The sequence below is a fragment of the Coprococcus sp. HCN-4056 genome, assembly GCF_037892645.1.
Lineage (GTDB): Bacteria > Bacillota > Clostridia > Lachnospirales > Lachnospiraceae > Coprococcus > Coprococcus ammoniilyticus.
This window is the reverse complement of the sequence record NZ_JBBKBL010000001.1, coordinates 323,027-348,602: the sequence shown is the minus strand read 5'-3', so window position 1 is coordinate 348,602 and position 25,576 is coordinate 323,027. Positions and strand designations below refer to the sequence as shown.

Below are 25,576 nucleotides of genomic sequence, written 5' to 3'. Positions count from 1 at the left end.
TTTTTGTAAATGGCTTTTATTTTGGAAATAAATAATGTATAATGGCGACAGAGTAGGGTTATCTAACCGGATTTTTACATTATAAATGTGGACAATTCGGGCAGATGAAAGCCCAAAATAATTTTTTTAATGGAGGAATTTATAATGTTAGTTTCAGCAAAAGAAATGTTGGAAAAGGCTAAGGCTGGAAAATATGCCGTTGGCCAGTTTAACATCAATAACCTTGAATGGACAAAGGCTGTTCTTCTTACAGCTCAGGAACTTCAGTCTCCTGTAATCCTTGGTGTTTCAGAAGGCGCTGGAAAGTATATGACTGGATTTGAAACAGTTGCAGCTATGGTTAAGGCTATGCACGATTCTTTAGGAATTACAGTTCCTGTAGCTCTTCACCTTGATCACGGAACATATGAAGGATGCTACAAGTGTGTTAAGGCCGGATTCACATCTATCATGTTCGATGGTTCACACTATCCATTCGAAGAGAACCTTGCTAAGTCAACAGAGCTTGTTAATGTTGCTCATCAGCTTGGTCTTTCTATCGAGTGTGAAGTTGGTTCAATCGGTGGTGAAGAAGACGGTGTTATTGGTATGGGCGAGTGCGCAGATCCAGAAGAGTGTAAGATCATCGCTGATCTTGGCGTAGATATGCTTGCTGCCGGTATCGGTAACATCCATGGTAAGTACCCAGCAAACTGGAAGGGTCTTTCATTCGAAACACTTGATGCTATCCAGCAGAAGACAGGTACTATGCCATTAGTTCTTCACGGTGGTACAGGTATCCCTGCTGACATGATCAAGAAAGCTATCTCACTTGGCGTTTCAAAAATCAATGTTAACACAGAGTGCCAGTTATCATTCGCAGATGCTACAAGAAAGTACATCGAGGCTGGTAAGGATCTTGAAGGTAAGGGATTTGATCCTAGAAAGCTTCTTGCTCCTGGTTTCGAAGCTATCAAAGCTACTGTTAAAGAAAAGATGGAACTTTTCGGATCAGTTGGCAAAGCTAACGACTAATTTCTTTCGTAATACGAATATCGTATAACAACAATATGCCCCATATGGATTTATTTCACAGACCACTTGTGTTCTGTTGTATAAACCATACGGGGCATATTGCTTTTACCAGATTCCCATAACATGCTGCATAAGCAGGCTAACCAAGGTAATGCCGATCCAACAGCATGCACCTAACAAAATCGGCTTGCCACCGGTTTTGATCAGCTTAATAACATTGCTGTTCAACCCGATTGCCGCCATAGCCATGATAATGAAGAACTTGGACAACTCTTTCAACGGTGCAAATACATCCGCATTTACGCCCAGACTGATACAGATTGTTGTGATTATAGATGCGATCACAAAATACAGAATAAACATTGGAAATGCTTTCTTTAAGCTAAAGCCATTTGTCTTCTGCTCTATCTTTGCCGCCTGTCTTGCACGAACTGCCGCAAGCACTAATGTGATCGGTATAATTGCCAGTGTTCTGGTCAGTTTTACCGTTACTGCCTTATTGAGAGTCTCACTTCCAAGATTCCACATGCTGTCCCATGTTGATGCCGCCGCTGTTACAGAAGATGTATCATTGATGGCTGTTCCCGCAAATATTCCAAATGCATCACCGGATGCCGTGTCAAATCCTATTACTTTTCCAATGATTGGGAAGAAGATAGCCGCAAGCACGTTAAAGAAAAAGATAACAGAAATAGCCTGTGCGACTTCATCGTCATCTGCATCTATAACCGGTGCTGTTGCTGCGATTGCGGAACCACCACAGATAGAAGATCCAACACCGACAAGAATCGAAGTATTTGCCGGAACCTTCATCACCTTTCGAAGGATCCATGCGATCAATAAGGATATACCGATCGTACAGATAATGATCGGAAGCGACTGTTTTCCTGTCTGCAGGATTACTCCGAGATTCATGCCAAATCCTAATAATACAACGGCTGTCTGCAAAACAATCTTTGATGTCCATTTGATACCGGCTTCTGCCTTTCCCTTATCCGTCCATACAAGTGCGATCAACATACCGGCTAATATCGCAATGATCGGTCCGCCGACAACCGGAAACCGTTTTCCAATTAACCATGAAGGAACTGCTATGATAAAACACACCAGAATTCCTATCCAGTTTTTCTTAATAAAATTCATTTATTCCTACCTCACTGTGTTTTTTGCGGATGCTATTATAACACCCGCATACTAAAAATGCCATAAAATTGATTGACATTTTCTATCAACTTGGTATAATAGGCACGAATCGGACGGTATATATGATATACCTTGCAAGGTGTTCTGAATGTTATTCAGGATTCCCGGATGGACATGAATGTTATGAGCCAGATAAGATTATCTTATCTGGCTCTTTTTTTTGTGAACAGCACAGCATAGGAGGACTTATAATGGATTTATTAAAAGACAATCTGAAAAAATTATACTTCAAATTCCTGATACCATCACTTGGAAGTGCCATGGTTATGTCTATTTATACACTGACAGATGCGATCGTCATTGGAAAAGGTGTCGGCGCAGATGCTCTTGCTGCCCTAAGTATTACAACACCACTTCTCTGCATCCTGATGTCAACCGGAATCCTGTTTGGTGTCGGCGGCTCTGTACAGATGAGTGTTCACAGGGGAAGTGGTAATCATCAGAAATCCAATCGTTATTTTACGATTTCTTTTTTCCTGATTACGGCTGTTACTGCCCTTTTATGGCTGATCTATGCCACCTGCATGCCTAAGCTGCTTCATCTGATGGGAGCAAATGACACCTTATTCCCATACGCCATGTCCTACATGCGTTATATCAACATTTTTCTTCCGGTTGCTGTATTTTCAAATTATGTAGCAATCTTTATCCGTGCCGACAATGATCCAAACCGTGCAATGGCGGGAGTTCTGCTTGGCGGCGTCGTAAATATCGCACTGGATATCATTTTTGTATTTCCTATGCATATGGGAATGGGCGGTGCCGCATTCGCTTCCGTTCTCGGTATGACTATCCAGGTAATTGTCGGTGGCTCACACTTTTTCTCACGCAAAAACGGTCTTCATTTCATCCGACCGATTCACACGATTCCCAGTATCCGTCATATTATTGTCGGTGGTATCCCAAGTTTTTTCAATGAATTTGCAAATGGATTCATCGTACTGCTGTTTAATATCCAGATCCTGAAATATTGCGGTGAAAATGCACTCTCGATCTACAGCGTGATCTCAAACTGTGTAATCCTGTTCAACTCCCTGTTTACCGGAGTCGGTCAGTCGATCCAGCCTGTTATCTCTACTAATTATGGTGCAGGAAATGGGGTCCGAATCAAAGGAATAAAAAAGATGGCATATACCACTATCCTTATAATGGGTGCCATCTTCTCGCTTAGTGGAATCTTATTCCCGACTGCGGTCTGTCGTATTTTTATTAAAATGAATCCAACACTGACTGATATTGCAAATCTGGGTGTACGAACCTACTTTTTTGCATTCCTGCCATTTGGCATTAACCTGCTGACTTCTTACTATTTTCAGGCGATACTGCAATCTGCACAATCCCTGTGCATCTCACTGCTCCGAAATATCATCTTAAGCAGTATCTGTATCCTTGTATTTCCATTGTGTCTGGGTGCATCCAGCCTGTGGTTTGTTATGCCGATCGTTGAAGTCGTAGTGTTATTTGTCAGCCTTGGCTGCCTGAAAAGCAAATCTATATAGAACATAAACGCTAAGATATAACTGTAACTCTATCTGCAGTTCTGCTCTTAAACAGTTTCGGCTATATTATGGAAGTCGCTCATTAAAGACTCGTATGCAGCTTCGTCCATGCCATAGGAAAAGCATGCAAGTGCACGGAAACAGACCTCAGGTAATCTCTTAAGATTTCCGCTGTTATACTGTTCTGCCACCTGCTGTAATTCATTGATTATGTCATGCTTACGCTTCTGTTCTTCCAGGCTGCCATTCCAGAAACAGCTCATATCATAATCAGATGTATTCCCGCATGGAGCCGTACAGGTGGAACACCCGGGAGAAAGTCGGTATTTCTCCCGGTGTATTTCCTCTATTGTCTCATCATTGTCTTCCTGTAATAACGCACTTGCGATCGTCTGATCTGTTTTCTCTGTCCAGCCGGAATTACCGGCCGCACCTACAAGGCCGATCAATGCGCCAATGATCTTATCATTCCTCATGTTGCTAATTCCTTATGTTTCCAAATTTCTATATCTCTAATTCCTCTATATCAATTCTACACATTCTATAAAACTGATATCTATATAAGAGCTTAATTGTATTCTCTATCTTCACACTTTATAAATACCGCTTCAGATATTGTCCGGTATATGAATTCTCACATTCTGCGATCTCCTCCGGTGTTCCCTGTGCGATCACTGTTCCACCGCGAACACCGCCTTCCGGTCCCATGTCGATGATATAATCGGCAGTCTTTATAACATCCAGATTATGCTCGATAACAACTACGGTATTTCCACTGTCACTAAGTCTGCGAAGAATATCCACCAGACGATGAACATCGGCGAAATGAAGTCCGGTCGTCGGTTCATCCAGAATGTAGATCGTCTTTCCGGTTCCACGTCTGGCAAGCTCCGTCGCAAGCTTTACTCTCTGTGCCTCTCCTCCGGATAAAGTGGTAGATGGCTGTCCCAGACGGATATAGCCCAGACCAACATCCTTTAACGTTTCGATCTTTCGCAGAATGCTTGGAACATTTGCAAAGAACTCGCAGGCTTCATCCACAGTCATATCCAGAACATCATAAATGCTCTTACCTTTATATTTTACTTCCAGTGTCTCACGATTGTACCGCTTGCCACCGCATACCTCACAAGGAACATAGACATCCGGCAGGAAATGCATCTCGATCTTGATGATACCATCACCACGGCAGGCTTCGCATCGTCCACCCGATACATTGAATGAAAATCTTCCCTTCTTATATCCTCTTGCCTTGGCATCCTTTGTATTTGCAAACAGGTCACGGATCATGTCAAATACACCTGTATAGGTTGCCGGGTTCGATCTCGGGCTTCTTCCGATTGGAGACTGATCGATATTGATCACCTTATCAAGTGCATCGTAACCCACGATGTGATCATGATGTCCCGGTTTGATACGGCTCTTGTTCAGTCTTCTCGCCAGCTTCTTATATAAGATCTCATTTACAAGTGAGCTCTTTCCCGAACCGGATACACCAGTCACGCATACCATAATACCCAGTGGTATATTCACATCGATATGCTTCAGGTTGTTCTCATAAGCATTCTGAACGGTCAGCCAGCCCGTTGGCTTTCTTCGTACCTCCGGTACCGGAATCTTTTTTCTTCCGCTTAAATAATCACCGGTGATCGAGTTCTCATTTTTCATGATCTCCTCTGCCGTACCTTCCGCAACGACATAACCACCATTTTCACCGGCTCCCGGACCGATATCTATAATATAATCCGCAGCACGCATCGTATCTTCATCATGCTCTACTACGATCAGAGTATTTCCAAGATCACGCAAATGCTCCAATGCTCCGATCAGCTTATCATTATCTCTCTGATGCAGACCGATACTTGGTTCATCCAGAATATAAGCAACGCCCACAAGCCCAGAACCGATCTGTGTCGCCAAACGGATTCGCTGTGCCTCGCCACCGGACAATGTGCCTGTAGAACGATAAAGTGCCAGATAATCAAGGCCTACATCGATCAGAAAATGCAGTCTCGCCCGGATCTCCTTTAAAACTGCCCCGCCGATCAGCATCTGCCGGTCTGTCAACTTAATATTATCCATAAAGTTTGTAAGATCCTCGATCGACATTCTGGTCAGATCATCAATATTCTTATCGGCGATCGTAACAGCCAGTGCTGTCGGTTTCAGACGTTTTCCTTTACATTCTTCACATGGCGTGATCGTCATAAAAGTCTCATACTCGGCCTTGGTCGTCTCACCTCCGGTCTCCCGGTATCTTCGCTGGACATTCTTGATCAGTCCTTCAAATGTAATATCATAGACGCCTTCTCCACGCTGTCCTTTATAGTGAACCTTTACCGGACGGCTGTTCTTGCCATATAATAACAGATCTTTGATCTCATCACTGTAATCCTGAAATGGTGTGTCCAGTGAGAAATGATATTCCTCTGCTAATGCACGAAGCACTGCATTTGTGAAACTCTTTCCATCATTACAGGACTGCCAGCCCAGCACAACAATTGCCCCTTCATTGATCGACAGCTTGGTATCCGGTATCATCAGATCCGGATCAAATTCCATCTTAAATCCCAGACCGGCACAACATGGACATGCGCCAAATGGATTATTGAATGAAAAACTTCTGGGCTCGATCTCATCAATGCTGATTCCACAATCCGGGCAGGAAAAGCTGTCAGAGAAATTCAAGATCTCATTTTCTCCATCTGCATTTATAACCTCAATCTTCATCAGACCTTCTGCCATCCGCAGAGTTGTCTCTACAGAATCTGTCAGTCTTCGTTCCATATCAGGACGAACGACCAGACGATCCACAACGATATCAATATTATGCTTCTTATTCTTATCCAGCTTGATCTCCTCGGATAACTCATACATACTGCCATCAATGATCGCACGGACAAAACCGCTCTTTGCCGCCTTCTCCAACAGCTTCACATGTTCCCCTTTTCTGCCTCTTATAACCGGTGCGAGTACCATGAATTTTGTCCGTTCCGGCAATTGCATGATATCGTCTACCATCTGATCCACGCTCTGTTTGCTGATCACTTTTCCACATTTCGGACAGTGTGGGATTCCTGCTCTTGCATATAACAGACGGAAATAATCATAGATCTCTGTTACTGTTCCGACTGTGGATCTCGGATTCTTATTCGTCGATTTCTGATCGATCGATATCGCAGGCGACAGGCCCTCGATCTTCTCGACATCCGGCTTCTCTGCCTGTCCAAGGAATTGTCTTGCATAGGAAGATAAGGACTCCATATAGCGTCGCTGGCCTTCGGCATAGATCGTATCAAATGCCAGTGAGGATTTGCCCGAACCGGACAGACCTGTCACAACGACAAATTTATCTCTCGGAATCCTCACATCTATATTCTTCAGGTTATGTTCTTTTGCACCTTTAATCGTAATATACTTAATATCACCCATTTCGGTTGACCTTCTTTCTGCTCATTTTATTTGAATCTTATAAACATGTATGATCATTATATTTATTATTACTTTTATACAATATGAAAGATACATTACATATTATTCCGTAAGACGCTTCCGCTCGTATCCTCGTGCAGCGGTACATAAAGTTGCAAAAAACGCAACTTAAGTACCGGCCTCGGATAAGGCTTACTTCATAATAGTAATGATATCTTTCATATTAGTTTAACAACTAATATTCAAACAAATAATATTATGATCATACATGTTTATACACTTTCAATTAGTACGACAGCATGATCTGTATTGTATTTTCTACTTATCATAGTCCCGAAGTGCTTCTTTATACTTCTTCAGCTCATCACGGACGATCGCTGCCATTTCAAAGTTCAGGTCCGCGGCTGCCATGTTCATCTTCTTTGTCAGCTTATCGATCATTGCTTTCAGCTCTTTCTTCGTCATGGATTCAATATCTTTCTCAGCATCCACAACCGGTTTATCTTCTGTGACTTCATTTGTAATAAGATCACGGATACTCTTCTGGATCGTCTTCGGTATGATCCCATGTTCCTTATTATAAGCATCCTGAATCTTTCGACGACGATTTGTCTCCGAGATCGCACGTTTCATGGAGTCTGTCATCATATCTGCATACATGATAACGTGACCTTCTGAGTTTCTCGCAGCACGTCCGATCGTCTGGATCAACGATGTCTCCGAACGCAGGAAGCCCTCTTTATCTGCATCCAGGATAGCCACCAGTGTGATCTCCGGAATGTCAAGTCCCTCACGAAGGAGGTTGATACCAACTAATACGTCAAATACACCCATTCTGAGATCACGCACGATCTCTACACGCTCCATTGTATCAATATCGGAATGAAGATATTTGACCTTAATGCCATTCTCACGCAGGAAATCTGTCAGATCCTCTGCCATACGTTTTGTAAGTGTTGTAACCAGAACCTTGTGTCCCTGTTCTGTCTCTTTCAATATCTCTGACATCAGGTCGTCGATCTGTCCTTCTACCGGACGGACATCCACCGGTGGATCCAGCAATCCGGTCGGTCGGATGATCTGCTCGGCCCGGAGCAGCTCATGTTCTGCTTCATATTTGGATGGTGTCGCCGATACAAATAACACCTGATCTAACTTCGATTCAAATTCTTCAAAGTTTAACGGACGGTTGTCCAATGCGGATGGCAGACGGAATCCATAATCCACCAGATTCTGTTTTCTGGAACGATCGCCTGCATACATTCCTCCGACCTGCGGAATCGTCATATGCGACTCATCTATGATCAACAGGAAATCATCACCGAAGAAATCCAGCAATGTGCTCGGAGTCTCCCCGGATTCTCTGCCGGATAATGGCCCTGAATAATTCTCGATACCGGAACAGAAGCCTGTCTCCCGCATCATCTCTATATCAAAATTTGTCCGTTCTTCAATCCGCTGCGCTTCGATCAGCTTATCATTTTCCTTAAAATACTGTACCCGTTCAGCCAATTCTGCTTCGATCTTTGTAAGTGCACGTTCCAGTTTCTCATGTCCGACAACATAATGAGAAGCAGGAAAGATACAGGTAAAATTCAGGCTGCGCCTGATCTCCCCGGTCAACGGATCAAATTCACAGATACGGTCGATCTCATCACCAAAAAATTCAACCCGCACAGCATCTTCAAATGTCGATACCGGAAGAATCTCCAGCACATCCCCGTGTACACGAAATGTTCCACGGTGGAAATCCATATCATTTCTGACATACTGAATATCCGTCAGTTCATCGATCACCATATCCCGATCCTTGATCATGCCGACACGGAGCGACAGCATCTGCTCCCGGTATTCATCCGGATCACCGATACCGTAAATACAGGATACCGAGGATACGACCACAACATCTTTTCTGTCGATCAAGGCCGCTGTTGCACTGTGACGCATCTTGTCAATATCATCGTTGATCGCAGAATCCTTCGCTATATAAGTATCAGTCGATGCCACATATGCTTCCGGCTGGTAATAATCATAATAAGAAACAAAATATTCTACCGCATTTTCCGGAAAAAATTCCTTCATTTCCGAATATAACTGTGCCGCCAGCGTTTTGTTGTGCGCAAGCACCAGCGTCGGTTTATTCAGTTGTGCTATTACATTTGCCATGGTAAATGTCTTACCGGAACCGGTTACACCTAACAAGGTTTCAAACTGGTTTCCCTCTTTAAATCCATCCACCAGCTCTTTGATCGCCTGCGGCTGATCACCGGTCGGCTGATATTCTGATACTAATTTGAAATGATCCATTATGTTCTCCTGATATATCTATCTAAATACAATCAATATTCTTATTATTGTTCTCTGTCTAATATATCATTCCATTTAAAAAAAGTACAGAGCAAATCGAATATTTGTTCTTTATTCTATAAGAACCTTCCGCTTCCCACTGTGTCATCCGCAAAGCGGATTTAAAAACCATGCCATCCATGATATACTATGTCTTATCAAAAAAATGAACGAGGTGTAACATGAGCGCAATCGTAACATTAAAGAAGGGCGAGGGCAGAACCATCAAAGCCGGCGGCGCCTGGATTTATGACAATGAAATAGATACCATCATGGGGAGTTTTGAAAACGGGGATATCATCATTGTAAAAGACTTTGACGGATATCCGATGGGAAAGGGATTTATCAATACGAATTCCAAGATCACTGTCCGTATGCTGACACGACACGTCGATACCGAGATCAATGAAGATTTCTTCCGCATGCGTCTGCAGGCAGCATGGGATTATCGTAAGAAAACCGTGGATACAAGCAGCTGCCGTATCGTATTTGGTGAGGCAGACTTCCTGCCCGGTATTGTGATTGACAAATTTGAAGATGTGCTGGTCGTTGAGTCACTTGCACTTGGAATTGACAGAGTTAAAAATTTGTTAATAAATATTTTAAAAAATGTCCTTAAATCGGATGGTATAATAATCAAAGGTGTTTATGAGCGTAGCGATGCTAAAGTTAGAATAAATGAAGGGATGCAGCCATTCAAGGGATTCATTGGGGATGAATTCGACACGAACGTGGAAATTATTGAAAATGGCGTACACTATATTGTTGACGTAAAAGACGGTCAGAAGACCGGCTTCTTTCTTGACCAGAAATACAACCGACTTGCGATCCAGCGTCTTTGTAAGGATGCAAAAGTTCTTGACTGTTTCACACACACAGGCTCTTTTGCGCTGAACGCCGGAATTGCCGGTGCCGCAAGCGTACTGGGTGTAGATGCTTCCGCACTTGCGGTCAGACAGGCACAGGAAAATGCAAAGCTGAACCATCTGGAGGATTCGGTTACATTTATCTGTAAAGATGTCTTTGATCTGCTCCCTGAACTGGAAGAACAGGGCGAGAAATTCGACGTTGTAATTCTGGATCCACCTGCATTTACAAAATCACGCAACTCAATTAAAAACGCTGTAAAAGGTTATCGGGAAATAAATCTGAGAGCCATGAAGCTCGTTAAAGATGGCGGCTTTCTTGCCACCTGTTCATGCTCCCATTTCATGGACTATGAACTCTTTACAAAAACCATCGGGCAGGCTGCTTCCAACTCTCACAAACGACTGAGACAGGTTGAATTCCGTACTCAGGCTCCTGATCATCCGATTCTGTGGGCTGCAGATGAATCATATTATCTGAAGTTCTACATATTTCAAGTAACCAGCGACAAATAGCTGGAGTTTCAGAGATTGGTCCTCTGTCATTTATCTTACTTGTAATACTTTTGGGAGGTAAACATGAAGCTAATACAGAGAAATAGGGATGCAGCATATCTACAGTATGATAAATATGTCGATTTCGACAATCCCATGGTTATGGAGAAGGCTATGGATCTTACCAAAAACTGCAGATCTGTTTACGAAAAAATAGAAACCATATATTATTTTGTCAGAGATGAAATTGATCACACCTGGGACGCCAAAGATTCCACGATCACGATCTCTGCATCAGATGTTCTGGAAAAGAAAACCGGTATCAGCTATTCAAAGGCAAATCTGTTAGCCGCACTGATGCGTGCAAATGGTATTTACACCGGATTCTGCTACCAGAGGATCAAACGATTCACATATGATAACAAGCTGGCACTTCATGCACTGAATGCAGTATTTGAACCGGATGTCAAGAAATGGATCCGCTTGGACGCCAGAGGAAACAATTACCAGTTTCAAGCTGATTTCTCGATCAACGAACGAAATCTTGGATATGAGATCCGACCGGAGCTTGGTGAATTTGAATTCGACGATCTGATCGCGGTTCCTCTTCCATCGACAATGGCAGTTCTGGAAAAGAGCACAAATGCGATCAAAATGTACTATAACGATCTGCCGGACTACAACGATTAATATTATATTTTACAAAATCATCGGTCCTGCCGACCGACAGTTTTTCCTGATCATTCTAAAAACTGTTCTGTTGGCGCGGTCGATGATTTTTTATGTCTGTCTGAAATGATTTCCGTTGATTTTTCCGGTATCGCAGGGTTTAATTTCCTGTTGTCTTATGGTAGAATTATACACAGTTAAAAATTTTACGAAAAGGGGTTACCGATATGAGTAATGTCACAATTATGAATCATCCTTTGATCAAACACAAAATATCAATGTTAAGAAACGAGAACACCGGAACAAATGAATTCCGTACACTTGTAGAAGAAATCGCTATGCTTATGGGCTACGAAGCACTTCGTGATCTGCCTACAGAAGATGTAGAGATCAAGACTCCGATTGAAACCTGCAAATCTCCTATGATCTCAGGTAAGAAGATGGCAGTTGTACCGATCCTCCGTGCCGGGCTTGGCATGGTAAGCGGCATCCTTGCTCTGGTTCCATCAGCAAAGGTTGGACACATCGGGCTCTACAGAGACCCGAAGACACACGAGCCGCATGAATATTATTGTAAACTGCCGGATCCTATCGAGCAGAGAACAATCCTTGTTGTTGATCCAATGTTAGCAACCGGCGGTTCCGGTTCCGAAGCTGTTTCATTTATCAAACAGCACGGCGGCAAGAATATCAAATTCATGTGTATCATCGCTGCTCCCGAAGGTCTGGAAAGACTTCAGAAGGATCACCCGGACATCCAGATCTATGTTGGTCAGCTTGACAGATGCTTAAATGAAAATGCTTACATCTGCCCGGGTCTCGGTGATGCCGGCGACAGAATTTTCGGAACTAAATAACAGGAAGGCTTACATTATGAGATATATACACGAGCTTCGCGAAGGCGAAATGGTTTCAGAGGTTTACCTCTGCAAAAACAAGATCACAGGAAAGACAAAATCAGGTAAATCCTACTATTCTCTGCAGCTGGTAGATGCCAGCGGAACAATGGATGGTAAGATCTGGGAACTAAACAGCGGAATTGGACATTTTGAATCCATGAACTATGTTAAGGTTGACGGTCAGGTTACCTCATTTAACAACACTCTCCAGTTGACAATTAAGAAGATCCGTATCGCTGAAGAAGGGGAATACGATATCAACGACTATATGCCATGCACGAAGAAAAATGTCGATGAAATGTTTGACAAGCTGCTTGGCATTATCGCAACGATCGAAAAGCCTTACTACAAAAAGCTTCTGGAAAGCTTCTTTGTAGAGGACAAAGCTCTTGCAAAAGAATTCAAAAAGCATTCGGCTGCCAAATCCATTCATCATGGATTTGTCGGTGGTCTGTTAGAGCACACTCTGGCAGTTACCAGCATGTGTGACTACTACACTACATACTACCCGATCTTAAATCGTGACCTGCTCCTGACTGCTGCCATGCTTCATGACATCGGCAAGGTCTATGAGCTTTCAACATTCCCGGAAAACGATTACACAGATTCCGGTCAGTTACTTGGTCACATCGTAATGGGTACTATGATGATCCGCGACAAGATCCGTGATTCTGTTCCGGAATTTCCTGCAAAGGAAGCAAACGAACTGGAGCACTGTATCCTCGCCCACCACGGCGAACTGGAATACGGCTCTCCAAAAAAGCCTGCCCTGATCGAAGCACTTGCATTATCATTTGCCGATAATACAGATGCCAAGATCCAGACATTCATGGAAGCATTAGACAGCAAGGACGAGACCGGCTGGCTTGGTTACAATAAAATGATAGAAAGTAATATCCGCAGATCTACAAAATAAAGGATACGATATTTATTTTATGGAACTTAAAAAAAACAGTATATATACAATAGAAATAACGGACATGGGAAATGAGGGAGAAGGCATCGGCCATCTCTCTCTTTCTGATGTAGCAAATAACAAAACAGGCACAGACATTTCCACGAAAGCTTCATCCGAAGATGGAAATAACGTGCAGAATATCACTGTATTTGTCAAAGATACAGTGATCGGTGACGTAGCCGAGATCTCGATCATGAAAGCAAAAAAATCGATCGCCTACGGACGGCTGGTTCGCCTGATCACACCATCCCCTTACCGCGTAACTCCGGTCTGCCCGGTCGCAAAGAGCTGTGGCGGATGCAGTCTTCAGCACATTTCCTATGAGAAGCAGTTAGAATACAAATGGAACAAGGTAAGAGAATGTCTGCGCCGGATCGGCAAGATTGAGAATCCCGATACTCTGATGGAACCGATCTATGGTATGAAAGAACCATACCACTATCGAAACAAAGCACAGTTTCCGGTTGGCAGAGACAAAAACGGCAATATCGTGATCGGCTTCTATGCCGGCAGAACCCATTCGATCATCGATTCCGATACCTGTGCGATCGGTGCAAAAGTAAATGATCAGATTCTGCCGATCATCCGCACATTTCTCACGGAATATAACATTTCCACTTATAACGAAACAACCGGACAGGGTCTGGTACGTCACATTCTGACCCGTGTTGGTTTTACAACCGGCGAGGTCATGGTCTGTCTCATCATAAATGGGAAAAAACTACCTCATGCAGATGAACTCATCTCCCGTCTGACAAAGATTTCCGGAATGACTTCAATCTGCCTGAACATCAATACAGAAAAAACAAATAAGATTCTTGGACCAACCTGCAAAACACTGTGGGGCAGTCCATACATCACAGATTATATCGGAAATGTAAAATACCGGATCTCACCTCTGTCCTTCTATCAGGTAAACCCTGTGCAGACTAAGGTACTTTATGAAAAAGCATTGGAATATGCAGATCTGAACGGCGAGGAAACCGTCTGGGATATGTACTGCGGCATCGGAACCATTTCCCTGTTTCTTGCTCAGAAAGCAAAACAGGTATACGGTGTGGAGATCGTTCCTCAGGCAATCCTGGATGCCCGTAAAAATGCGGAACTTAACGATATCCATAACGTCGAATTCTTTACCGGAAAAGCGGAGGAAGTTGTTCCTTCCATTTACGAGAAAGGGGGCGACGGGTCCCATGCAGATGTTGTCGTTGTTGATCCACCAAGAAAAGGCTGTGACAAGATACTCCTTGACACCCTGATCCGGATGAATCCAAAACGACTCGTCTATGTAAGCTGCGATCCCGCAACCCTTGCCCGCGATATCGCCATCCTCACTCCCGCCGGCTACCACCTGAAAAAAGTCGCTGTCGTCGACCAATTTGGCCACACCGGTCATGTTGAGTCCGTAGTTCTGCTGTCACGAGCATAGCGAAGTGAGAGCAGATTACGGAGGACCATGCAAGGCACGCCCAAGAGAACGAGTTGAAAACGAAGTTCGATTGGATGCGGGCTACTGCTGAAACTTGCGTTCTCTTAGAGAAGACAAGTGCAACGCACGAAGTCTGAACTTAGAAACGCAGTTGTTCTGGTGAGCGAAGCGAGAGCAGAACTTCCTTGAACCTTGTCAAGGAGCGTTAGCGACGCAGAGAAGCATTAGCACTGACCATGCGATAGCTGTCCACGATTGGCGAGCACGAAGTGCGAAGACAGCGTGGGAAAGAGGAACGTGTAATGCTCCAGATTATGTCCTTAGGCTGTTGGCATACTATATTAAAACGGAAAACATGGTGAAAGATAAGAGCAACGCGAAAATATGAGAAATTTGGAAATGATACAGTCTGGTTATCACTTGACCAGATGGCAGAACTGTTTCAAAGGGATAAATCAACTATATCGAGACATATCAAAAAGATATTTGAGGAAAGAGAATTGGATGATTGTCAGACATTCGGAAGATAAAAAATTATATCTATAGGAGATACAACAATGTTATACATCATGCGACATGGAAAAACAGACTGGAATGCCATGCGGAAACTACAAGGTCGGACAGACATTCCATTAAATGAAGAAGGACGCCAGATGGCGGAGCATGCCAGAACAGAATATGCCGATATCCATTTTGATATCTGCTACTGCTCTCCCCTTATCCGAGCAAAGGAAACAGCCGAGATCGTATTAAAAGGGCGGAACATTCCGATCATAACGGACGACCGGTTAAAAGAAATGAGTTTTGGCAGCTATGAAGGAACCGCAAACTGCATAACTACTCCCGGCTGTCCAATAAAAGATCTCTTTCTTGATCCGGCAAACTATAAAGTTCCAAAGGATGGTGGAGAAAGCTTTGAACAGCTATTTGCGAGAACAGGAGAATTCCTAAAAGAGGTTGTAAAACCACAATTAGACGAAGGAAAAGATGTCCTGATCGTCGGACATGGAGCTATGAATTCCAGTATCATCTGTCAGGTCAAAGGGATCCCGCTGTCAAAATTCTGGAGCGCAGGAATCGAGAACTGCAAACTGAAACGCATACTATAAATATCATTTATAAATCCAAACAAAGGCAACACATTTCATTCAATAGCAAATGAGGAGATATTTGAAAATGAAGACCTACAACTTCTACGGTTGGGAACAGGCAACCGTTTCTGCCATAACAAACAAGTATAAAGGAATCCATACACCACAGGATCTGTATGACAGATTATCTGATATCTGGTGCGCTGATACTTGCGCACCAAGACTGCGTGATGGCTGGACACCGGAGAATAAAACCTTGGGGCAATGTTCTATCACAGCATTTCTGGTTCAGGACATCTTTGGCGGCAAGGTGTATGGCATCTTGCGTCCCGGCGGAAACTATCATTGCTATAACGATATCGACGGTCATATCTTTGACCTGACAAGTGAACAATTTGGTGACGAGGTTCTTTCTTATGAAAATAATCCGGAACAATTCCGGGAGATACATTTTGCAAAGGAAGAAAAATACCAGAGATATGAATATCTGAAACAGCAGTTGGAACGCTCGCTTGACGATTCCTGTGAAACCAAGTATGCTAAAGGAACAAAAATACCACAGAAAGGAACCCGGACTATGATAGGTTTAATCGTTGCTCGTTCAAAAAATAATGTAATTGGAAAAAATGGACAGATCCCATGGCGGATCAAAGGAGAACAGAAACAGTTTAAAGAACTGACAACAGGGAATACTGTGGTTATGGGACGTAAGTCATATGAAGAGATCGGACATCCTCTCCCGAACCGAATGAATATCGTTGTATCAAATACTGTCAATTACTCCGGTGAAAACCTGCTTACCGTTCATTCTTTACAGGAAGCTCTTGATTCTGTAAAAGAGGGAAATGTCTATATCTCCGGTGGATATGGTCTGTTCAAAGAGGCACTTCCACTGGTTGATACCATGTATATCACAGAAGTTGATACTGTCGTTGAAAACGGAGATGTCTTCTTCCCAGAATTCAACGCAGATGAATTCGATATTACAACCGGTGAATCCGGCGGTGACGACATTACATTTACCCGTATGACCTACACCCGCAAGAAACTGTAAACAGGGACAACCCACATGAATACACAGACAACAAATGAAAATCCTCTCGGCTCTCAGCCCGTAAAAAAATTATTAATGCAATTTGCCATTCCAAGTATAGTAGCCATGCTGGTTAGCTCTCTTTATAACATTGTTGACCAGTTTTTCATTGGGCGAAATGTCGGCGAACTTGGTAATGCTGCGACCAATATTTCATTTCCACTTTCCATATCCTGTATCGCGATCGCTCTGCTGTTCGGCATCGGCGGCGCATCTGCTTTTAACCTGGCTATGGGAAAAGGAGAAAAGGAAAAAGCTGTTTATTATATCGGCAATTCCGCTGTTATGCTCTTTGGCTGTGGTGTGATTTTAACTACGATCACCCTGCTGTTCTTAGAGCCTCTGCTCCACTTCTTTGGATCTCCCGACAATGTACTTTCCTATGCAAAAACTTACACAGGCATTGTTGCAATCGGATTTCCTTTTCTGATCCTCACAACCGGAAGCGGTCATCTGATCCGGGCTGATGGGAGACCGAAGATCAGCATGATCTGTAACCTCACCGGAGCCGTGATCAATACGATCTTAGATGCACTGTTTGTATCCGTTCTCCAGATGGGTATGGCAGGTGCAGCCATCGCAACCGTTATCGGTCAGGTAATCTCCGCCGGTCTTGTCATCTGGTTTTTATCCCACTGCAAGACTGTAACGATAAGAAAAGAACATCTCCGCATCAGCAGATCGATCATAGCGAGAGTCTCATCCCTTGGTACTGCTCCTTGCAGCAACCAGCTTGCCATGATGATCGTACAGATCATTATGAACAAATCTCTCAAATACTATGGCTCCCTTTCTATCTATGGCGAAGCAATCCCTATCGCCTGTGCCGGAATCATCACAAAAGTAAACCAGGTATTCCTATCCCTGATCATCGGTATATCACAAGGCTTACAGCCAATCACCAGCTATAACTATGGCGCAGAAAAATACAAACGGGTAAAGTCTGCCTATCTGTTCGCCTCTACCTGTGGATTTGTGATCGCGCTCATTGCATTTCTGTTGTTCCAGTTTGTGCCAAGGCAGATCATATCCATTTTCGGAAATGGCTCCGAAAGCTACTTCCAGTTTTCGATCAGCTATTTTCGTATTTTTCTGTTCTTTACGTTTATAAACTTTATGCAGCCGATCACTTCGAACTTCTTTACATCGATCGGCAAACCGAAAAAAGGAACATTCCTGTCATTAACCAGACAGATCCTGTTCCTTCTCCCATTATTAATTATTCTGCCGCTATTTATGGGCATTGATGGCATTATGTATTCCGGCCCTATCGCCGATGGACTTGCCGGAGTGGTCGCCATTTTCATGGTCTGGAATGAATTTCGCACCAGACCTTTCCGCTAAAAAGATTAAACCGCCTCCAGCCCTTTATTTATCAGGGTTAAAGACGGTTTTATCAACACATTTTGTCCTATAGCTCGGTCTTTATATATGATGATATCCACAGCCATTGTTCACACAGGCAAGTTCACTTTGTTTACTCACACATCGGGAAACGGACAATAAAACGGGTGCCGATCTCCGGACGGGATACAACCTGGATCGTGCCGGAGTGAGCATCAACGATCCATTTGGCTATGGAAAGTCCCAGGCCGGAACCGCCGGTCTCGCCGTTTCTCGCTTCGTCCGATCGGTAGAATCGTTCAAAGATATGAACGACATCTGACGATTCCATTCCGATGCCCTCATCCTGGATCATATAACTGACATAACCGGATTCCAGCATAACTCCTAATGTAATATCCGCACCATCCGAAGAATACTTTGCCGCATTCTGTACAAAGATCCGGATGGACTGTTTGATCATGGCTATATCACCTGTCATATATGCAGGATCTGTTCCACGGAACAGATAGCGGTGCTTCTCATCGATCATCTGGGATTCCTCCCAGACCTCACTGACCATCTGATTCAGATCCAGTTTCACTTTATTCAGAGTATTTCTTCCGCTGTCACCCCGCGCAAGGAACAGAAGCTGTTCTACCAGCTCCTTCATGTGCTGAGACTCATTCTTAAGGGCTTCGATGGATTCTGTCAGAACCTTTTCATCCTCTTTTCCCCATCGATCCAGCATATTCACATATCCCTGGATCACAGCAATAGGTGTCCGAAGCTCATGTGATGCATCCGATACAAACCGTACCTGCCGCCTTTCGTTTTCCTTCATATTCCGAAGCAGGTTATTCAACGCGATCTCAATACTTTTCAATTCCTTGTCTCCGGTATGGACTCCCTGTTCGGCATCATCCGGAGAAATATGTGATATTGCCTGTTCCAGATGATCCATCTGATTCTGGTCAAACGTCTTTGCAGACTTCTTATCGGAACGTTTCTTCTGATCCTCCATACCATTTTGCTCAAATGACATCTTACTGATCTGTTCTGCCTTTACCGCCAGATCATTTAACGGCTTCAGCTTTCTTCTGACAACAGAAGTCCGGAATAACGCAAAAAACAACACAAATCCTTCTGCCGATAACAGTATGATTCCCGGTACAGCTACCAGATCCCTTACATCCCGGAAATCATATGCATATGATTTCCGGTCACTTCCATCGATCACATATTCCAGTGTATGCTTTTCTTTATTGACATTAAAATAATAATGCTCACCTGTTACCTGATCCGGAAGCTTTGTTGTACACCAGTACATCCAGGTTCCCATAATAAGAAAGGCAATGATAATATTGATTCCTATTACATTGCCTACTTCCTTCAGCCAGAAGCTGATATTTATTTTTCTGGCGATCGAGGTCATCCTCTTATTTTCATTCATCCGTGATACCTCTTCTTATACATTCTTTCAATCTTGCTCTTGTTTCTGCATCTACCCTTATCATCAGACTGTATACTCTATCCCGTTACACCTTCCTATGATTCCCTGATCACATAGCCTACGCCTCGTACCGTTGTGATCAGCTTGATACCGAACCGGTCATCGATCTTCGTACGCAGATACCGGATATATACATCTATGATATTTGTCTCACCGACATACTCATAACCACAGACAATATTCATCAGCTTTTCCCGATCCATGACGATATTCTTATTCTCCATCAGCGTATGCAGCAGTTCAAATTCCCGATTGGTAAGCTCCACCGGTTCTCCCGCCACCATAACCTCGTGCCGGTCAGTATCCAGGCTGACTCCATGGATCTCTAGCTTATGTGTCTCCTGCCGGTCTGTGCTTTTCCGCTTCAGCGCTACACGGATACGAGCCAGAAGTTCTTCGATCGCAAATGGCTTTGTAATGTAATCATCCGCTCCCGCATCCAGCCCAGACACCTTGTCCATTACCGCATCCCTTGCAGTAAGCAGCAGGATCGGTACAGTATTTCCTTCTTTACGAATACGGCGAAGAACCTCCAGACCATTTAGCCTTGGAAGCATAACATCCAGCACGATCAGGTCAGCATGTTCTGATAGTGCCAGATCCAGACCTGTCCGCCCGTCAAATGCCTTTATTACTTCATAGCCTTCATGAACCAATTCCAGCTCTACAAATCTGGCAATCTTTTCTTCATCCTCTACAATCAAAATCTTCCGGCTCATCTCTACTCCTTGTTGTGACGATTTATTTTAAGGGAGTATCTTGAGTACCTATGTCCATATTCTGACATACTATTATTCCGCAAGACGCTCTCGCTCTGTTGCTCATGTAGCGGTTCTAACCGCTCCACTCCGTGGATCGCTAAGTACCGACATTCGCAAAGGCTTGCTGCATAATAGTATATCAGAACATGGACAATGTATTTTCGTTTCATGTCCCTTAAAATAAATCTGTGTATTGTAAATTAATCTCTCGAATTAGTGCTTATTGATATCTGTTTTAAGTGTGTCTACAGTATCTGCAACCTTGTCGCAGGCACTGTTCAAGTCTACATTGATATTGTCGATTCCTGCGAAATGGTATCTACATTCACAGAATAAACCGACCACTAATAATGGAATCGTGATCCAGAATGCGAAGATGATCGCAAGTATCAATACCAGAACAGGTACATTCACCATAGTGCTACCGCGTCTTTCTATGATGAACTTGGAATCCACGCTTTTCTTTAAAAGTCTTCCACACCAGGAAAAAAACTGATCCATCATCTGACCAAAGGTCTTTTTATTGCAGTCTCTGGTATATTCCTGCTGTGCCTGTTCAAATTCTGTTGATGTCTGCTGTGCCTGTTCCGTCGTGTAACTGGTAACCTCCGGTGCTTTTACCTTACCGTTCTTTTCCAGATAAATGATCGCATCCAACACATCATAATTCGTTGCTTCCAAAGCGGCCTTGGCTTCTTCATAGCTGACACCTGTTTTTTCTCTTAACTTCTCTACTTTTTCTAAATTATCCATATCTTTTTCCTTCTTTCTCTATTCTCTCCTCAGCTGATGGTATTACTATACCAGCCACGAATTAATCTAAAATAGGAGAAAGATTAAAATCAGATTAATAAACTAACCTTCTATTTCAATGCAGCTTTCTCGATCGAATAGCTCCCGATCAACTCATCATCTTCATCATAAACAGTAAATTCACCAGTCAGCGTTGTCATTGCTTTCACGTCGGACACGTCACAGAATAAGGTTGCATATGTATGCCCCATTGCATCTGCCACATAAGAAATTTCTTCTTCTTTTCCATTTACAAGAACTGTGTCAAATGTTGCCTGTATCTTTTTATCCGTTTTATTGTAAACCTCAAATGCCAGTACTTGTTCTGCGTCATCGCCATCACTGTCATTCTCAATTCCAATATAAGATACTGTAACCTTGTCATTATCAAGAATCGTTACAGCTCCCTCTTTTACAGTATATTCCTTTGTATCATCTTTTTCATTTGAAAGGGCAACGTCATCGATCTCATATGTACCGATCGTATAACCTTCCATGTCATCCACACATACAATACCAGTCAAAGCAGCCGGTGCTGCATCACAATCCACCAGACAAATCTGATCCTCACTTGTCTGTGCTTCCACATCCAGTCCAAACATTGGCTGAAGCGTCTCTCCATCAACCACTACATCACTGAAATACACATTTACCATCTGATCATCCGATTTATTTGTAATCGTAAACATCATTCCATGAACTTCCGGATCATATCCATTATATACCAGTGCAATCTGATCATTATCCAGCACTTCTACTGCAACCGTTCCATCCTCTGCCGTTGTTATCTCTTCGGAGGTCTGCTGCTTTTTATCTCCGCATCCGGATACAAGCCCTGCCAGAATACACAAACCTGCCGCCAGAATACAATGTCCTCTTTTCATAATCATTTATCCTCCACATTTCTTTCAAAACCAGAACCCATCCGCTTTATCTTTAACCAATGCGCCCTATTATAAAACAAAACCGCACCCCGTATATCCCAGGCAGTCACCATAACCCGGTACAAACACAGGTTCTGGTTCGTTGCTTACACACAATAAGGATATACAGTGTGCAGTTTCATTATTTTTTATTCTTCCGTCTTCTGTTCGTCTAAAACTGTAATGTCAATACCAAGCTCTTTGAGCTGAGCCTCATCCACATAGTCCGGAGCATTTGTCATCAGGCAGGATGCATCCTTTACCTTAGGAAATGCGATCACATCACGGATAGAATCCTGTTTTGCCATAAGCATGACCAGACGATCCAGTCCATAAGCCAGTCCTGCGTGAGGTGGTACTCCATATTTGAATGCGTCTAACAGGAAACCAAATCTTTCATACGCCTGTTCCCTTGTAAATCCAAGACATTCAAACATCTTCTCCTGAATATCATCCTGATGGATTCTGACAGATCCACCACCAATCTCGTTACCATTTAATACGATATCATAGGCCTTTGCACGAACCTTACCCGGATCTGTATCAATGATCGCCAGATCCTCTTCCATCGGCATAGTAAATGGATGGTGCATAGCTGTGAAACGGTTCTGTTCATCTGACCACTCAAGAAGTGGAAATTCTGTGATCCATACGAATTCAAATACATTCTTGTCAAGCAGTCCCATCTGGTCTGCAAGGTGGCAGCGGAGTGCTCCAAGTGTATCCCATACAACCTTGTTCTTATCTGCTGCAAATAACAGCAAGTCTCCCGGTTCACCGGAAAGTGCTGCTACGATATTGTTCATCTCATCTTCAGTCATAAACTTTGCAAAAGATGACTTGTAAGTGCCATCTTCATTAATGGCAATATATGCAAGACCTTTTGCTCCGTATGTCTTTGCAAATTCAACCAGAGCATCAATCTTCTTACGAGGCATTGCTCCCTGTCCCTTTGCATTGATACCACGGACAGATCCGCCATTTTCAAGTGCACCTGTAAATACGCCGAATCCACAGCCCTTAACAACTTCGCTGATATCCTTTAATTCCATACCAAAACGAAGATCCGGCTTATCAGAACCGAAACGGTTCATTGCTTCGATCCATGTCATACGGCGGATTGGAAGTTTTACATCTACATCCAGAATCTCCTTGAATAATTTTGCAAGAAGTCTTTCATTTACATCAATAACGTCATCCACATCTACGAAGGATAACTCCATATCCATCTGTGTGAACTCCGGCTGTCTGTCTGCACGAAGATCCTCATCACGGAAACATCTTGCGATCTGGAAATAACGGTCATAACCGGAGCACATCAGAAGCTGCTTGTAGATCTGTGGAGACTGTGGTAATGCATAGAATGTACCCGGATGGATACGGCTTGGTACGAGATAATCTCTTGCGCCCTCCGGTGTTGACTTACATAACATAGGTGTCTCAATCTCAAGGAAACCTTCATTTGCCATGAACTGTCTGGCAATAGTCATAACCTTGCTCTTCATAACCAGATTTCTCTGAAGATCCGGTCTTCTCAGATCCAGATATCTGTATTTCAAACGTAATTCTTCTTTTGTCTTGCTGTTCTCTTCGATCGGGAATGGAGGTGTCTCGGCCTCTGATAAGATACGAAGGGAAGTTGCCACAACTTCAATATCTCCGGTTGTCAGATTCTCATTTACTGCACCGACACGCTTGCAGACGGTACCTTCGATCGCTGCTACAAACTCACTCTTAAGCTTTGTTGCTTTCTCAAAGCACTCGTTTCCGCATTTGGATTCCTCAAATATAATCTGAAGAATACCGCTTCTGTCTCTGAGATCGACAAATATGATTCCACCTTTATTTCTGCTCTTCTGAACCCAGCCCATTACGGTTACTTTCTGTCCTTCAAGAGCGTTTGAAACCTCTGCACATCTGTGGGAACGCTTCAATCCCTGCATTGATTCTGCCATTTTTCTATATCCTCCTATGGTTCTTATCTTTCTTCTAATACACTTGCAAGCTGATCCAGCGCAATCTCGGTCTGCTCGCCCGTTTCCATATTCTTGATACGACCGGTATTGGTCTCTAATTCATTATCACCAATAATGATCGTGTATCTCGCATTTAATTTATTTGCATATTTCATCTGCGCCTTTACGCTTCGATTCATGTAATCTGTCTCTACGATATAACCGGCCAGACGAAGATCATATACCAGCTTGTACGCTTTTGCCTTTGCGGAATCACCCATGATGCCGACATATAAATCAATCGGTTTTTCCGGCGCGAGATTGATATTTTCTTTCTCAAGGAAATACAGGATTCTTTCAATTCCCATACCGAATCCAACAGATGGCTGTGCCTCTTTTCCATCAATCTCATATACCAGATTGTCATATCTTCCCCCACCGCATAAGGTGAAGCCCTCTTTATTTACGAATTCAAATACTGTCTTTGTATAGTAATCCAGGCCACGAACGATTCCGGTGTCAACCTCAAATGGAATCTCAAGCTCTGTCAGAAGTCTCTGAAGCTCCTTGAAATGAGCATCGCATTCCTCACACAGATAATCAATTGTTCTTGGAGCATCCTTTACGATCGCCTTACAACCCGGCTCTTTACAGTCGATTACACGAAGCGGATTCTTAACCATACGCTCTTTACAGGTATTGCAGAGTCCTTCTTCATGACCTTTCAGATAAGAAATCAGTGCATCATTGTACACTTTCTTACATTTTGGACATCCGATACTGTTAATGTGAAGCTTTGCATCTGACAGACCAATCTGTTTGATGAGAGTTGATACCAGTGTCATAACCTCTACTTCTGCCATTGGATTTGGAGATCCGACAAACTCAACACCAAATTGATGATGCTGACGAAGTCGTCCGCTTTCCGGCTTCTCATAACGAAATGCCGGTGTAATATAGAACATCTTGACCGGCTGTGGTTCTGCATATAATTTATTCTCAACATAAGCACGGATCGCACCTGCTGTACCTTCCGGCTTCAATGTGATACTTCTTCCACCCTTATCAACAAAGGTGTACATTTCCTTCTGTACTACATCGGTTGTCTCTCCAACACCACGCTGGAACAGCACCGTATGTTCAAATACAGGTGTGATTACTTCCTTTATATTGAATTTCTCACACAGATTTCTCGCCATTGCTTCTACCTGTGTACGTGTTCTCATCTTGTCACCGAACCAGTCACTGGTTCCTCTTGGTGCCTGGGTTATCATATTCCATCCTCCATCTATTGTTCATATTTTTATACTATACA

The 25,576-nt window shown here is 43.3% G+C and carries 20 protein-coding genes and 2 pseudogenes; 12 read left to right on the top strand and 10 right to left on the bottom strand.

Going from position 1 to position 25,576, the window contains the following annotated elements; all coding sequences use genetic code 11:
* The first annotated feature begins 144 nt into the window (after positions 1 to 144).
* Complete coding sequence (gene fba, locus WKT03_RS01470; RefSeq protein WP_021944348.1) at positions 145 to 1,014, top strand: class II fructose-1,6-bisphosphate aldolase; 870 nt, start codon at positions 145 to 147, stop codon at positions 1,012 to 1,014.
* A 105-nt stretch (positions 1,015 to 1,119) separates the two neighbouring features.
* Here the strand turns inward: fba and WKT03_RS01465 are convergent, their stop codons facing one another.
* Positions 1,120 to 2,157, bottom strand: a complete 1,038-nt coding sequence (locus tag WKT03_RS01465; RefSeq protein ID WP_340390808.1) for a YeiH family protein — start codon at positions 2,155 to 2,157, stop codon at positions 1,120 to 1,122.
* A gap of 251 nt (positions 2,158 to 2,408) precedes the next feature.
* Between WKT03_RS01465 and WKT03_RS01460 the strand changes: the two genes are divergently transcribed.
* Complete coding sequence (locus WKT03_RS01460) at positions 2,409 to 3,716, top strand: MATE family efflux transporter (RefSeq protein ID WP_340390807.1); 1,308 nt, start codon at positions 2,409 to 2,411, stop codon at positions 3,714 to 3,716.
* Positions 3,717 to 3,763: 47 nt separating this feature from the next.
* On the opposite strand, the gene WKT03_RS01455 is transcribed toward WKT03_RS01460, so the two are convergent.
* The 3 genes from WKT03_RS01455 to uvrB all read right to left on the bottom strand — a co-directional run bounded on the left by WKT03_RS01455 (position 3,764) and on the right by uvrB (position 9,455).
* Entirely contained in the window at positions 3,764 to 4,192 is a 429-nt protein-coding gene (locus WKT03_RS01455) for a hypothetical protein (protein WP_008401785.1), read from the bottom strand.
* A gap of 118 nt (positions 4,193 to 4,310) precedes the next feature.
* Entirely contained in the window at positions 4,311 to 7,148 is a 2,838-nt protein-coding gene (uvrA, locus tag WKT03_RS01450) for an excinuclease ABC subunit UvrA (RefSeq protein WP_340390806.1), read from the bottom strand.
* 318 nt (positions 7,149 to 7,466) lie between these two features.
* Positions 7,467 to 9,455 carry an excinuclease ABC subunit UvrB gene (gene uvrB, locus WKT03_RS01445; RefSeq protein ID WP_008401782.1) on the bottom strand — a complete coding sequence of 663 codons (1,989 nt, stop codon included), beginning with the start codon at positions 9,453 to 9,455 and terminating at the stop codon, positions 7,467 to 7,469.
* Between the two features lie 221 nt (positions 9,456 to 9,676).
* On the opposite strand from uvrB, the gene WKT03_RS01440 reads away from it, so the two are divergent.
* From WKT03_RS01440 to WKT03_RS01400, 10 genes and pseudogenes are all read left to right on the top strand, one after another.
* Complete coding sequence (locus WKT03_RS01440) at positions 9,677 to 10,876, top strand: class I SAM-dependent rRNA methyltransferase (RefSeq protein ID WP_117807836.1); 1,200 nt, start codon at positions 9,677 to 9,679, stop codon at positions 10,874 to 10,876.
* Between the two features lie 63 nt (positions 10,877 to 10,939).
* Positions 10,940 to 11,545, top strand: a complete 606-nt coding sequence (locus WKT03_RS01435) for a transglutaminase-like domain-containing protein (protein ID WP_008401776.1) — start codon at positions 10,940 to 10,942, stop codon at positions 11,543 to 11,545.
* A gap of 206 nt (positions 11,546 to 11,751) precedes the next feature.
* On the top strand, positions 11,752 to 12,381 hold the full coding sequence (upp, locus tag WKT03_RS01430) for a uracil phosphoribosyltransferase (RefSeq protein WP_117784619.1): 630 nt from the start codon (positions 11,752 to 11,754) through the stop codon (positions 12,379 to 12,381).
* A 16-nt stretch (positions 12,382 to 12,397) separates the two neighbouring features.
* Positions 12,398 to 13,339: a 3'-5' exoribonuclease YhaM family protein gene (locus tag WKT03_RS01425; RefSeq protein ID WP_021944344.1), complete on the top strand. Its 942-nt coding sequence runs from the start codon at positions 12,398 to 12,400 to the stop codon at positions 13,337 to 13,339.
* A gap of 19 nt (positions 13,340 to 13,358) precedes the next feature.
* Positions 13,359 to 14,810 carry a 23S rRNA (uracil(1939)-C(5))-methyltransferase RlmD gene (gene rlmD / locus WKT03_RS01420; RefSeq protein ID WP_340390805.1) on the top strand — a complete coding sequence of 484 codons (1,452 nt, stop codon included), beginning with the start codon at positions 13,359 to 13,361 and terminating at the stop codon, positions 14,808 to 14,810.
* Between the two features lie 392 nt (positions 14,811 to 15,202).
* A pseudogene (locus tag WKT03_RS01415) lies at positions 15,203 to 15,313 on the top strand (virulence RhuM family protein); the annotation flags it as partial.
* A 54-nt stretch (positions 15,314 to 15,367) separates the two neighbouring features.
* Positions 15,368 to 15,919, top strand: coding sequence for a histidine phosphatase family protein (locus WKT03_RS01410; RefSeq protein ID WP_021944342.1), 552 nt, complete (start codon positions 15,368 to 15,370; stop codon positions 15,917 to 15,919).
* 49 nt (positions 15,920 to 15,968) lie between these two features.
* Positions 15,969 to 16,403 (top strand): annotated as a pseudogene (locus tag WKT03_RS12615) (YunG family protein); the annotation flags it as partial.
* 75 nt (positions 16,404 to 16,478) lie between these two features.
* Positions 16,479 to 16,955 (top strand): dihydrofolate reductase, encoded by a 477-nt coding sequence (locus WKT03_RS01405; protein ID WP_117784738.1) that lies wholly within the window; start codon positions 16,479 to 16,481, stop codon positions 16,953 to 16,955.
* A gap of 15 nt (positions 16,956 to 16,970) precedes the next feature.
* Entirely contained in the window at positions 16,971 to 18,338 is a 1,368-nt protein-coding gene (locus WKT03_RS01400; protein ID WP_340390804.1) for an MATE family efflux transporter, read from the top strand.
* Between the two features lie 133 nt (positions 18,339 to 18,471).
* On the opposite strand, the gene WKT03_RS01395 is transcribed toward WKT03_RS01400, so the two are convergent.
* The 6 genes from WKT03_RS01395 to hisS all read right to left on the bottom strand — a co-directional run bounded on the left by WKT03_RS01395 (position 18,472) and on the right by hisS (position 25,535).
* Positions 18,472 to 19,770 (bottom strand): sensor histidine kinase, encoded by a 1,299-nt coding sequence (locus WKT03_RS01395; protein ID WP_340390803.1) that lies wholly within the window; start codon positions 19,768 to 19,770, stop codon positions 18,472 to 18,474.
* A 95-nt stretch (positions 19,771 to 19,865) separates the two neighbouring features.
* Entirely contained in the window at positions 19,866 to 20,549 is a 684-nt protein-coding gene (locus WKT03_RS01390) for a response regulator transcription factor (RefSeq protein ID WP_021944338.1), read from the bottom strand.
* A gap of 255 nt (positions 20,550 to 20,804) precedes the next feature.
* Positions 20,805 to 21,344: a DUF4342 domain-containing protein gene (locus WKT03_RS01385; protein WP_340390802.1), complete on the bottom strand. Its 540-nt coding sequence runs from the start codon at positions 21,342 to 21,344 to the stop codon at positions 20,805 to 20,807.
* A 110-nt stretch (positions 21,345 to 21,454) separates the two neighbouring features.
* Positions 21,455 to 22,267, bottom strand: coding sequence for a hypothetical protein (locus WKT03_RS01380; RefSeq protein ID WP_021944336.1), 813 nt, complete (start codon positions 22,265 to 22,267; stop codon positions 21,455 to 21,457).
* 188 nt (positions 22,268 to 22,455) lie between these two features.
* Positions 22,456 to 24,261 carry an aspartate--tRNA ligase gene (gene aspS / locus WKT03_RS01375; protein WP_021944335.1) on the bottom strand — a complete coding sequence of 602 codons (1,806 nt, stop codon included), beginning with the start codon at positions 24,259 to 24,261 and terminating at the stop codon, positions 22,456 to 22,458.
* 23 nt (positions 24,262 to 24,284) lie between these two features.
* On the bottom strand, positions 24,285 to 25,535 hold the full coding sequence (gene hisS, locus WKT03_RS01370; RefSeq protein ID WP_021944334.1) for a histidine--tRNA ligase: 1,251 nt from the start codon (positions 25,533 to 25,535) through the stop codon (positions 24,285 to 24,287).
* Positions 25,536 to 25,576 lie beyond the last annotated feature (41 nt).

Bases quoted from the DNA above. Each gene is read 5' to 3' on its own strand.
- fba (WP_021944348.1), top strand. From the start codon at position 145: ATGTTAGTTTCAGCAAAAGAAATGTTGGAAAAGGCTAAGGCTGGAAAA.
- WKT03_RS01465 (WP_340390808.1), bottom strand. From the start codon at position 2,157: ATGAATTTTATTAAGAAAAACTGGATAGGAATTCTGGTGTGTTTTATC.
- WKT03_RS01460 (WP_340390807.1), top strand. From the start codon at position 2,409: ATGGATTTATTAAAAGACAATCTGAAAAAATTATACTTCAAATTCCTG.
- WKT03_RS01455 (WP_008401785.1), bottom strand. From the start codon at position 4,192: ATGAGGAATGATAAGATCATTGGCGCATTGATCGGCCTTGTAGGTGCG.
- uvrA (WP_340390806.1), bottom strand. From the start codon at position 7,148: ATGGGTGATATTAAGTATATTACGATTAAAGGTGCAAAAGAACATAAC.
- uvrB (WP_008401782.1), bottom strand. From the start codon at position 9,455: ATGGATCATTTCAAATTAGTATCAGAATATCAGCCGACCGGTGATCAG.
- WKT03_RS01440 (WP_117807836.1), top strand. From the start codon at position 9,677: ATGAGCGCAATCGTAACATTAAAGAAGGGCGAGGGCAGAACCATCAAA.
- WKT03_RS01435 (WP_008401776.1), top strand. From the start codon at position 10,940: ATGAAGCTAATACAGAGAAATAGGGATGCAGCATATCTACAGTATGAT.
- upp (WP_117784619.1), top strand. From the start codon at position 11,752: ATGAGTAATGTCACAATTATGAATCATCCTTTGATCAAACACAAAATA.
- WKT03_RS01425 (WP_021944344.1), top strand. From the start codon at position 12,398: ATGAGATATATACACGAGCTTCGCGAAGGCGAAATGGTTTCAGAGGTT.
- rlmD (WP_340390805.1), top strand. From the start codon at position 13,359: ATGGAACTTAAAAAAAACAGTATATATACAATAGAAATAACGGACATG.
- WKT03_RS01410 (WP_021944342.1), top strand. From the start codon at position 15,368: ATGTTATACATCATGCGACATGGAAAAACAGACTGGAATGCCATGCGG.
- WKT03_RS01405 (WP_117784738.1), top strand. From the start codon at position 16,479: ATGATAGGTTTAATCGTTGCTCGTTCAAAAAATAATGTAATTGGAAAA.
- WKT03_RS01400 (WP_340390804.1), top strand. From the start codon at position 16,971: ATGAATACACAGACAACAAATGAAAATCCTCTCGGCTCTCAGCCCGTA.
- WKT03_RS01395 (WP_340390803.1), bottom strand. From the start codon at position 19,770: ATGAATGAAAATAAGAGGATGACCTCGATCGCCAGAAAAATAAATATC.
- WKT03_RS01390 (WP_021944338.1), bottom strand. From the start codon at position 20,549: ATGAGCCGGAAGATTTTGATTGTAGAGGATGAAGAAAAGATTGCCAGA.
- WKT03_RS01385 (WP_340390802.1), bottom strand. From the start codon at position 21,344: ATGGATAATTTAGAAAAAGTAGAGAAGTTAAGAGAAAAAACAGGTGTC.
- WKT03_RS01380 (WP_021944336.1), bottom strand. From the start codon at position 22,267: ATGAAAAGAGGACATTGTATTCTGGCGGCAGGTTTGTGTATTCTGGCA.
- aspS (WP_021944335.1), bottom strand. From the start codon at position 24,261: ATGGCAGAATCAATGCAGGGATTGAAGCGTTCCCACAGATGTGCAGAG.
- hisS (WP_021944334.1), bottom strand. From the start codon at position 25,535: ATGATAACCCAGGCACCAAGAGGAACCAGTGACTGGTTCGGTGACAAG.